This is a genomic window from Gemmiger formicilis (assembly GCF_016901605.1).
Lineage (GTDB): Bacteria > Bacillota > Clostridia > Oscillospirales > Ruminococcaceae > Gemmiger > Gemmiger formicilis_B.
The window spans coordinates 1-10,507 of record NZ_JACJKP010000109.1 but is presented as its reverse complement, the minus strand read 5'-3'; the positions used below and the strand labels follow the sequence as shown (position 1 = coordinate 10,507).

The window sequence follows — 10,507 nt, the reverse complement described above, 5'->3', positions numbered from 1 at the left end:
ATTTTCTTGACGACGGGTGGGTGATCTCCGCGGAGGATGCCGGGCTTTCTCTGCCCGGCGCGGAAGGCCCGTATGCGTCCTATGAATGGGAATGGGTCTCGTTGACCAATGACCGTGAACAGACTGTCAGCGTCTGTGCTTTCAACCCCACCGAAAGCACGATACCTGTCGCAGAAAGCACGGTGGGAGGCGTCCATGTAATCTATGGCAATTACGACTTTTCCGGCACGGAACTCCGCCTTCCCGGTGGGTTGATGCTGGGATGGTCTACCAGAGAAGATGTGTTAGAGTTATATGGACAGCCAAGCGATAGCTTTGAGGCATATGTTCTTACTTACGAAACGAATGACTCTTTTGACCTGGCTTCTTGGAGGCTTGGCTTTGATGATTCGGGAATTCTAGACGATGTTATGGTACACCATCAGTCTTATTTCCGTTCTGACTAGCGTCATGGAATATGTATATTTTGTCTGTCCATCATTCAAGACAAAGAAAACCGCCTGTCCCAATGGACCGTTTATTCCGGCCATAAGGACAGGCGGTTTGGATTTTCTGATCGCTTATGCGATGCTGATTTTGCGTCATGCGTTTAGAGATAATTGTTATTTAACTTTAGAGGCACGGTGAAAATCATCGGCTTACAGACTCGAAAAAGAAATATGTATAATTTCAGGGTAATCCCCCCTTGACAAATCAGTTTCCAGTAAGAAGTGTTTAGATATTCCGGTCTGGCGGCGCTATACCCTAACCATTGAGGAAGCCGCCGGATATTATCATATCGGAGAGGGAAAGCTGCGGATGCTGATTGACGAGCATCCCAACGAGGATTTTTATGTGATGAATGGAAACCGTGCTTTGATCAAACGGGAGAAATTTGAGAGGTATCTGGATCAGGCCACTGCTGTATAATAGCCTTTCAAAAAGTCGATGGCAGATCGCCATTCTTTCATGGCAAAGCTATACGGAGAGCCAAACTTGTGCTATGATAAAAGTGCAAGTCTGGCTCTCCTTGCTTTTAGAGGAGAGATTTCAATGAGTGAAAAAAGGCGAGACAATCGCAATCGGATTTTGCGAGAAGGCGAGTATCAGCGCAAGGATGGGAGGTATCGGTTCCGCTATCTGGACGAGGATGGCAAAGAACAAAATGTGTACAGCTGGCGGCTGGATAAAAATGATCCTATGCCCAAGGGAAAAAAGCGAGAGCCTTCCCTGAGAGAAAAAGAAAAGCAGATTGAGGCTGATTTGTTCGATCACATCGTAACCAACGGTGGAAGGCTTACGGTTTTGGAACTGGTGGAAAAGTATGTGTCTCTGAAAACCGGCGTTCGCCATAATACGGTCGCAGGATACAAGACGGTAATCAACATCTTGAAAAAAGAGCCGTTCGGCAGGCAGCGCATGGACAAGGTGCGCTTGTCGGATGCCAAAGCATGGCTCATCAAGCTTCAGAAGGTGGACGGCCGAGGGTATAGCTCGATTCATTCGATTCGAGGTGTTCTCAGACCCGCATTCCAGATGGCGGTGGATGATGACCTGATCCGCAAGAATCCGTTCGGTTTTGAGCTGGCATCGGTAGTTGTCAATGACTCAGTGACAAGAGAAGCCATCAGCCGGAAACAGGAACGGGATCTTCTGAAGTTCATCGAAGAGGACAAGCATTTCAGCAGATACTACGACGGGATCTATATTCTCTTTCACACAGGGCTTCGTATCTCGGAATTCTGTGGACTTACGATCCAGGATGTTGAGTTTGAGGAAATGCGTATCAAGGTAGATCATCAGTTGCAGAGAACATCACAGATGGAGTATGTGATCCAGCAGCCAAAGACAGAAAGCGGCATCCGCTATGTTCCGATGACCGAGGAGGTGGCATCCTGTTTCCGCCGGATCATCGCCAACCGTGCGGTTCCCAAAGCGGAACCCATGGTAGATGGATACGTTGGTTTTCTGTTTCTGGACAAGAACGATATGCCCATGGTAGCGCTTCATTGGGAGAAGTACATGGAGCATATTGTCCAGAAGTATAACAAGATTTACCGCATCCAGATGCCGAAAGTAACCCCTCATGTGTGCAGACATACCTTCTGTTCCAATATGGCAAAATCCGGGATGAACCCCAAGACATTGCAGTACATCATGGGTCATGCAGACATCAGCGTAACGCTGAATACCTACACCCATGTGAAGTTTGATGACGCCAAAGATGAACTGCTGCGTGTGGCGAACGCTTAAAATTGCCCGTTGGTAAAGCGACTTTCTTTACCAACGCCTTTACCTATATTGCAGGAAAAAACATGAGAAATCCTGAGAAGATTCGAGAAGATATCTTCAAAGCAGGTGGAAGCTCAGACTGCACGAAAAGTGCGAAAAATCCTGTAATATCAAGCATTTGAGAAGAAATACAGGACTTATGAGGAGTTATAAAAAGATGACCAAAATTCTTTTCGTATGCCACGGCAATATCTGCCGCAGTCCCATGGCGGAATTTGTTATGAAAGATCTGGTGGAAAAAGCCGGTCTGACGGATGCGTTCGAAATCGCATCCGCCGCTACCAGTACCGAGGAAATCGGTAACCCGGTCTACCCGCCCGCACGGCGTAAACTGGCAGAACATGGCATTTCCTGCGCGGGTAAAACCGCCCGGCAGATGACCCGGGCCGATTATGCATACTACGACCTGCTCATCGGAATGGATCATGCCAACCTGCGCAACATGGTGCGGATGTGCGGCGGTGACCCGGCGGGGAAAATCCACGCGCTGCTGGATTATACAAGCCGCCCCGGCGAGGTGGCCGACCCCTGGTATACCGGCGATTTTGAGGCGACCTGGCGGGATGTGCAGGAAGGCTGCACGGCACTGCTGCACAACCTGAGGAAATAACCGGCAGAAGTATTCCGGCGGGGGGGGGCTGCCGGTCAAAAAAACAAGGCACAACCGCGCGGCTTTGGCCGTGCGGTTGCTTTTTCACAAAAAAGTGTGTTACACTAAGCCGTAAACGCAAACCCATCCCCCAAAAGGAGTTACCTGTATGCAAACAACCTTTGCCCTTAAAGGCAACCTTGTATATACCCCTGTCTGCGGAGAGCTGGCGCAGCATCCGAACAGCTATCTCGTCTGCGAGAACGGCACCGTGGCAGGTGTTTTTGATGTGCTGCCCGAGCGTTACCGGGGCATTCCGGTGGAAGACTACGGCGACAAGCTGATTCTGCCCGGCTTTGTGGACCTGCATGTACATGCGGGGCAGTATGCCTACCGTGGCCTTGGCATGGATATGGAATTGCTGGACTGGCTGGAACAGAACGCCTTCCCGGAGGAGAGCCGTTTTGCCGAGGAAACCTACGCCGAGGCAGCGTACCGGATTTTTGTGGATGCGCTGCTGCACAGCACCACCACCCGTGCCAGCATTTTTGCTACGCTGCACCGCCCGGCGACGCTGCGGTTGATGCAGCTGCTGGACCAGGCCGGGCTGCCCTGCTATGTGGGCAAGGTCAACATGGACCGCAACAGCCCCGATTATCTGCGGGAAACCACTGAGCAGTCTTTGGCCGAGACCCGCCGCTGGCTGGAGGAAAGCAGTGATTTCCGGTTGGTTCATCCCATTCTGACCCCGCGGTTCACGCCCAGCTGCACCGATGCACTGATGGCCGGGCTGGGCCGTCTGCAGCGGGAGTTCGGTGTACCCATGCAGTCGCATCTTTCGGAAAATCTTTCCGAGATCGCCTGGGTGCAGGAACTTTGCCCGGGCACCCGGTTCTACGGGGAAGCCTACGCCCAATTCGGGCTGTTCGGCGGCGATTGCCCCACCGTCATGGCGCACTGCGTCTGGAGCGGGGAGGAAGAGCGTGCCCTGATAAAGGAAAACGGTGTATTTATTGCCCACTGTCCCCAGTCCAACATGAATGTGTCTTCCGGCATTGCGCCGGTGAAACAGTATCTGCAGGAAGGGCAGAAGGTTGGCCTGGGCAGCGATGTGGCAGGCGGCGCGCATCTGTCCATCCTCCGTGCCATGACCGATGCCATCCAGTGTTCCAAGCTGCGTTGGCGTCTGGTGGACCAGGACACCCCGGCGCTCACCGTGCCCGAAGCGCTGTATATGGCAACCAAGGGCGGCGGCGCATTCTTTGGCAAAGTGGGCAGCTTTGAACCCGGCTATGAGTTCGATGCTGTGGTTATGGATGACAGCACCCTGCCCACTACCCGGACCTGTACGTTGACCGAACGACTGGAACGGATCGTATATCTTTCGGATGGCCGCCCCTGTGCCAAGTATGCCGCGGGCCGCAAACTGTTCTGAGTTTTTGCAGCAAAAATCCCCCGGACTGTTCATGGTCCGGGGGATTGCTGTTTATCATCCCAAGAATCAGTCGGCCAGCACCAGATAAGAGAAGGCGCGGCGGTAAACCTCGGTGGCCTGCATCAGTTTGATGATGGAGATCCGTTCGTTGGGCTGATGCTCACTGGTAGGGCTGTGGGGCATATTGGCGCCGAAGGCAACACAGTTGTCAAAAGCGCGGGCAAACGTGGCACCGGCCGAGATATACGGCTCGGTTTTGGCATCGCCGGTCACTTCGCGGTAGGCCTGCAGCAGTTTGCTTACCAGCGGGCTGTCCAGCGGCACATGGATGGGACGCAGCCAGTCAAATTCTTCTACCGTCATGTGGCAGGCGGCAGCTTTTTCGCGCACCAGTGCCAGGATGGTTTCCTTTTCACAGGTGACCGGCAGGCGAAGGTCGATTCCCAGCACGGCTCCCTGTTCATCCAGAGAGAACTTGCCCAGGTTGACCGTGACGGGGCCGGAAAAATCCGACAGATCTTCCTGGCTGAAACCCTCAAAACGGAACTTCTCGTCCAGCATGTCACAGGCAAAGGTGATGGCATCGTGTTCGTACCCGGCCTGGCGCAGGGCACGCAGCAAATGCAGGTTGGCGTTCACGCCTTTCCAGGGATTTTTGGCGTGGGCGGTCAAGCCTTCCACGCAGACGGTGTCGCCATCCATATGGAAGGCGAATTCCAACTCGCGCAGGGCACGCTCCACCGCCGGGTCATGAGGGCATTCCGCATGGGCCGAAACGGCGTTCATGCTGTCGCCGCCGCGGCAGGGGAGTGCAAACCCTTTGCCGGAGCGGATTTGCAGCTGCAAAAGCCCCTTTTCGGCATAGGTCAGGGGGAAGGTAGAGTCCGGTACAAAGCCGCTCACCGGCCGCTCTTCCCGGTCGCAGTAGGCATGGATGGAATCCCACATGGTTTCTTCGTCGATGCCAAAAATGAAACGCACCCGCTTGTTCAGCTTGTGGCCTTCATCCAGCAGCGATTTCAGCGCATAGATGGCGGCAACACTGGGGCCTTTGTCGTCCTGGGTACCGCGGCCGCAAAGCCAGTCCCCCTGTACCATGGGGCGGAAGGGGTCGTGTTCCCAGCCGTCTTCCCGGCGGGCCTGCACCACATCCAGGTGGCACAGCACACCAAACAATTCTCCTTCACCGATTTCGGCATAGCCGTACATGCCGTCCGGCGCTTTGAAGGTGCGGAATCCCAGACCGGCCATCATGGCAAGGGCAACGTCCAGGCAGTGGTCCACAGCGGCACCAAAAGGATATTCCGAACTTTCGGCAAAGACCGAGGGAATCTCAACCAGGCGGCTGATTGCCGCAATCATCTCGGCCTTGTAATGATTCATCATGGCGATTTGCTCCTGTAGTATCTGTATTTTGCACAAATCTGTATGCATACGATTATGCATACAGTATAAGTATACCGATAATAGAAAATATTTGCAAACTCTTTTTGCATTTTGCGTTGCATTTTTTTTCATTTTGGGCTACTATAGGGAAACAATTGGCGCGGTGTACCGTAAAAGCGGCTTTGAATGTGCGGGTACAGGCGCCGAATTTTATGCAGGAAGTGATAGGAAATCGTGGAAAACAAAAAGAAAAAGACCCTCCAGATGCCGCATACTTATGTGATCATCTTTGCGGTGGTGGCGATCTGCGCACTGATGACCTACCTGATCCCGGTAGGCAGCTTTCAGACGCAGGAAATCAGCTACATGGTGGGCGACACCGAAAAGACCCGTACCGTCATTGTAGCGGACACCTTTGCCTACGAACTGGATGAGGCGGGCAACCGGGTGCGCAACGGTGTGCCGCTTTTCGGAACGGAGGATTTCGGCGGTCAGGGTATGCTCAACTATGTGTTTGAGGGCCTGACCTCTGGTGACAAAACCGGAAGCGCTGTAGGCATTGTGGCGTTCATTCTGGTCATTGGCGGTGCATTTGGCATTGTTATGCGTACCGGCGCGGTGGATGCCGGTATTCATGCCATGATCCGCAAGACCAAAGGTCGGGAAATCATCCTGATCCCGGTGTTGTTTACCTTGTTCTCGCTGGGCGGTGCCGTGTTTGGCATGGGCGAGGAAGCCATTCCCTTTGCCATGGTCATTGTGCCGCTGACCATTGCCATGGGATATGACGCCGTGGTGGCGGTCTGCGTCACCTACGTGGCTACGCAGATCGGCTTTGGCACCAGCTGGATGAACCCCTTCGGTCTGGCCATTGCCCAGGGCATTGCCGGGGTGCCGGTGCTGTCCGGTGCCGGGTTCCGCATCGTCATGTGGACGGTCTTTACGGCGGCAGGTGTCATTTTTACCATGCTTTACGCACGGAAGATCAAGAAAAATCCCATGGCCTCTGTTTCGTATGAGAGCGATGCCTACTACCGCGGTCAGATGGCTCAGAGTGATGGGGCAGCGGCTCCCTTTACCCTGGGGCAGGGACTGGTGCTGCTGACCATCCTGGTGACCATCGTCTGGACGGTCTGGGGCGTTGTGGTAGAAGGATATTACATCCCCGAAATTGCCTCCCAGTTCTTTGTGATGGGCCTGGTGGCCGGTATCATCGGCTGTGTGTTCAAGCTCAACGGTATGCGTCCGTCCGATATGGCATCCTCCTTCCAGAGTGGTGCGGCGGACCTGGTAGGCGCAGCCCTTGTGGTTGGTATGGCACAGGGTATTGTGATTGTGTTGGGCGGCACCGATCCCACGACTCCCAGCGTTATGAACACCATTCTGTACACTTTGGGCAACCTGCTCAGCGGCGTGCCCGGTGTGTTGGCAGCCTGGCTCATGTATGTGTTCCAGAGCCTGTTCAACTTTGTGGTGGTTTCCGGCTCCGGGCAGGCTGCGCTTACCATGCCCATTATGGCGCCGCTGGCCGACCTGGCCGGTATTACCCGTCAGGTGGCGGTCCTGGCTTACCAGCTGGGCGACGGCCTGACCAACCTCATTGTGCCTACCTCCGGCTGCCTGCTGGGTGTTCTGGGCGTGGCACGTCTGGAATGGGGCAAATGGGCCAAGTTCCAGATCAAAATGCAGGGTATGCTTTTTGTACTGTCTACCATTTTTGTGGTAGTGGCCGTGCTGATCGGGTTCAACTGATCTTAAAAGTGAATGATTGACGGGCGGTGCAACACGGAAAGCCGCCCACCGGAACCGGAGCAGTCCCATAAGGGGACTGCTCCGGTTCTCTTTTTTGGGACAAAGTTCTAAAAAATGGGCGAAATAGACAAAAGGTCAAAAAGGGGGGATTTGCGAGAAAATTGAAAAATGACATACAAACGGTAAAATGTTGAAATGTGAAAAGCCCGGGGAAAACTTTTGTGATAAAATTATTTTAAGATTTGATTTCCTACCATTTTTATAGTAAAATTTACGCTGCAAATGATTATTTCACAAAAAGTACACCGCTTCCCGGCCGAGTGGTCGGGAATTTCTGTGTGGTGGAAAAGTGGAAACAGAAAGGATGTTATCGAGTGAAAAGAGCCATCGCCACCTTGCTGAGCTTGTCCATGATGTTCAGCATTATGGCACAGAGCCCGGCCGTTTACGCGGAAGAATTGTTCGTATCGGAATCGGCCGAGCAGGAAGAATTGGCAGCCCCGGATGCCGGAACGGCACAGGAATACACTGTGGCCACGCCGGAAACGGGGAACGACCAGAACGAATCGAAGGAAAAACAGATTGAAGAAGGTTCGCAATCGGCCGAAACGATCGACACCCTGACAGGAGAAATGGCGCTGCTGGATGAGGAAGCGCTTCAGCCTGCAGTTGTACAGGATACGGCCGGTGTGGAAGTCTGCGTACAGGCAGGCCTTCCGCTGGAACGGGCTGTGAACCTGCAAGTGGTTTTGAAGCAAAATGTTTCCGGGGCTGTGCCGCAGGAAAAAACTTTGACGCTGCCGGTATCCGACAGTGAAAGCGGTGTGCCCGCACAGGCAGAGGTGCGTTTCAGCAATCTGCCGGCCGGGGAATATACCCTCACGGTATCCGGCGACGGGTTCGCCGCATACACCCAGACCATCACGGTGGATAACCTGCTGTACGCGGTACAGCTTTCCACCGGTGCACTAGCCACCGATACATACAGTTCCGCACACCCCGGTGTGCTGCGCATCGGCGATGTGAACGGCAACGGCAGTCTGGAACAGAGCGACGCGAACCTCCTTATTGATGAAATGGAGGAGGGCACCGCCGACAACGGCGACCTGGACGGCATCGGGATGGTGAATCTGGTAGACCTGCAGATGCTGGCCGACAGCCTGAGCGATACCACGGCTGTGCTGTCCACCATTACCGAAAAGATCCCGGAAACCCTCACGCAGCCCGCTGTGGAAGAGGGTACGGTCCTGGCCACCGGTACGGTGGAGGACCTGCTGACCGGTGAGAACAAAGTGGAACTGAAATCCTCCACCGAGAAAGCAATCTCGGAGGAAAACCCGGTATCCGTCAGCTTTGATTTCGGCCAGGAGAAAGACACCGCCATTCAGATGGGCGGCCTGGTCCTGCAGACCCCGGTCAACAGCGACGGCGCTGTGGTGGGCGGCGAAGTCCTCGTGTACGGTGAGGATGGCAGCCTGGAGACCACCATTGCCATTTCGGAGGGCGGTGCCCGCATGGCACGCAGCGCCGGCGGTGCATATGTGCAGAGCGACGGCTCCATTGTGGTGGATTTCGGCGGCCAGATCGCTGTTAAAAAAGTTACCATCAAAGTGACGGCGGTTTCCAACAAGGGCAACCTGGCCGAGATCACCAAGGTGGACTTCCTCAACGATATGGAAAGCCACATTCCCCCGCCGCAGATGGATATTCCCCAGAACCTGAAGGCGGAACCGGGCAACCAGTCCTTTACGCTGCAGTGGGACCCCGCGGTCAATGTGACCGGGTATGAGGTTCTGATCAGCCAGGGGGATCAGTCCGAAACCGTGCGTACTGCTTCCACCAGCCTCAGCGTTACCACCTTCGGCGGCAAAAAGCTGCAGAATAATACTCATTACGCGGTACAGGTCCAGTCGGTGAACGGCGAATGGCGCAGCGGTTACAGTGCTGCCGTCGACGTGACCCCCAAGGCGGACAAGCTGCCGCCGGCACCGGATGCCCTGACGCTGAACGGACGGTTCCAGCGTATTGAGGCTTCCTGGGCCAACATGAAGGACACCGACACCTACAATGTGTACTATCGCAAAGATGGCGACAGCGACTTTATCAAGGTAGAAGGTGTTGCCACCAACAGCTATACCATCCAGGGGCTGGAAAACAACACCCGGTATGAAGTATATGTGAATGGTGTCAACGAACTGGGCGAAGGCCCTGCTTCGCTGGTTTCCAGCATCTCCACGGCCAATGTCAGCCCGGTCAAGATGCCGGCTTACAACCTGATCAATACGCCGGGCGCTGCCGGTGAAGTGACGGCACATATTCAGTCTGTCACCCGCAAGGGCGGCTACATGAAGGACAGCCCGCTGGATTCCGAAAGCACCACCGCCTGGGGCGTGGTGGATAACGACTACGCCTCCTGGTACGGCGTCAACGACTGGGATGACGGTGCCACTTACCCCGATGAGGGCGGCGTGCGCGTCACCTTCGACCAGGCGTACCATATCGGCAGCATTTCGCTGGCGCAGTCCGAGGATATCGGCTACTATGGCCGCGTGGTGGTGTATGCCCACGGAAAAGACGGCAAGGAATACACCGTGCCCGGGGTCAGCATCACCAAGCACAGCGATGGCAGCTGCTCTTGTTACACCATCAAGATCGCAGGCGGCGTTACTACCGATTACCTGCGTGTCTGTGTGGGCCATACCTACAACGTGCGTCCCGTCAGCATTGCCGAGATGCGGTTCTACACCTACGACAGCCTGGAAGATGATATCTTCGCGCTGTATGCCGATGATCTGCACCTGACCCTGAACGAAGGTGTGGAGGAAAGCACCATCGAGGCACTGCAGACCCGTCTGGATACCCCGGACGAGGTCAGTGGTGAGTATCATCCCGACCGTGACAAGCTGCAGCGGGAACTGGATAATGCCCGCGGTCTGCTGAATGCCTCGCTGCAGGATGTGGTACAGGTCCATACCGGTATCACCGCGCAGAAGGACGGACATCTGGGCTTTACCGGCCTGAATGCCTGGCAGCCGCTGGGTGTCACCGCCCAGGCAGGGGAAGAACTGATCATT

General features: G+C 54.8%; 8 protein-coding genes. 7 read left to right on the top strand and 1 reads right to left on the bottom strand.

Annotation, left to right across the window (positions count from 1 at the left end; all coding sequences use genetic code 11):
• From H6B10_RS09420 to H6B10_RS09400, 5 genes are all read left to right on the top strand, one after another.
• Window positions 1-446 (top strand): hypothetical protein (locus tag H6B10_RS09420; protein ID WP_345941731.1); only part of this gene is annotated, 446 nt, incomplete at its 5' end.
• Window positions 447-720: 274 nt separating this feature from the next.
• Window positions 721-909, top strand: a complete 189-nt coding sequence (locus H6B10_RS09415) for an excisionase (protein WP_204651369.1) — start codon at window positions 721-723, stop codon at window positions 907-909.
• A gap of 123 nt (window positions 910-1,032) precedes the next feature.
• The gene (locus H6B10_RS09410) at window positions 1,033-2,232 is read left to right on the top strand and encodes a site-specific integrase (RefSeq protein WP_204651368.1); all 1,200 of its coding nucleotides are present in this window, start codon (window positions 1,033-1,035) and stop codon (window positions 2,230-2,232) included.
• A gap of 196 nt (window positions 2,233-2,428) precedes the next feature.
• Window positions 2,429-2,881 (top strand): low molecular weight protein-tyrosine-phosphatase, encoded by a 453-nt coding sequence (locus H6B10_RS09405; protein WP_204651367.1) that lies wholly within the window; start codon window positions 2,429-2,431, stop codon window positions 2,879-2,881.
• A 148-nt stretch (window positions 2,882-3,029) separates the two neighbouring features.
• Window positions 3,030-4,295 (top strand): amidohydrolase family protein, encoded by a 1,266-nt coding sequence (locus H6B10_RS09400; RefSeq protein ID WP_204651366.1) that lies wholly within the window; start codon window positions 3,030-3,032, stop codon window positions 4,293-4,295.
• Between the two features lie 66 nt (window positions 4,296-4,361).
• On the opposite strand, the gene H6B10_RS09395 is transcribed toward H6B10_RS09400, so the two are convergent.
• Complete coding sequence (locus H6B10_RS09395; RefSeq protein WP_204651365.1) at window positions 4,362-5,681, bottom strand: Sapep family Mn(2+)-dependent dipeptidase; 1,320 nt, start codon at window positions 5,679-5,681, stop codon at window positions 4,362-4,364.
• Window positions 5,682-5,915: 234 nt separating this feature from the next.
• Here H6B10_RS09395 and yfcC point away from each other — a divergent pair, with 234 nt between their 5' ends.
• Both yfcC and H6B10_RS18860 read left to right on the top strand, forming a co-directional pair.
• Window positions 5,916-7,433, top strand: coding sequence for a putative basic amino acid antiporter YfcC (gene yfcC, locus H6B10_RS09390; protein ID WP_204651364.1), 1,518 nt, complete (start codon window positions 5,916-5,918; stop codon window positions 7,431-7,433).
• 374 nt (window positions 7,434-7,807) lie between these two features.
• The coding region (locus tag H6B10_RS18860; protein WP_204651363.1) for a fibronectin type III domain-containing protein at window positions 7,808-10,507 on the top strand (2,700 nt) is incomplete at its 3' end.

What these genes read in the sequence shown, in the direction of transcription:
- H6B10_RS09395 (WP_204651365.1), bottom strand. Translation starts at nt 5,681, where the DNA reads ATGATGAATCATTACAAGGCCGAGATGATTGCGGCAATCAGCCGCCTG.
- H6B10_RS09400 (WP_204651366.1), top strand. Translation starts at nt 3,030, where the DNA reads ATGCAAACAACCTTTGCCCTTAAAGGCAACCTTGTATATACCCCTGTC.
- H6B10_RS09410 (WP_204651368.1), top strand. Translation starts at nt 1,033, where the DNA reads ATGAGTGAAAAAAGGCGAGACAATCGCAATCGGATTTTGCGAGAAGGC.
- H6B10_RS09405 (WP_204651367.1), top strand. Translation starts at nt 2,429, where the DNA reads ATGACCAAAATTCTTTTCGTATGCCACGGCAATATCTGCCGCAGTCCC.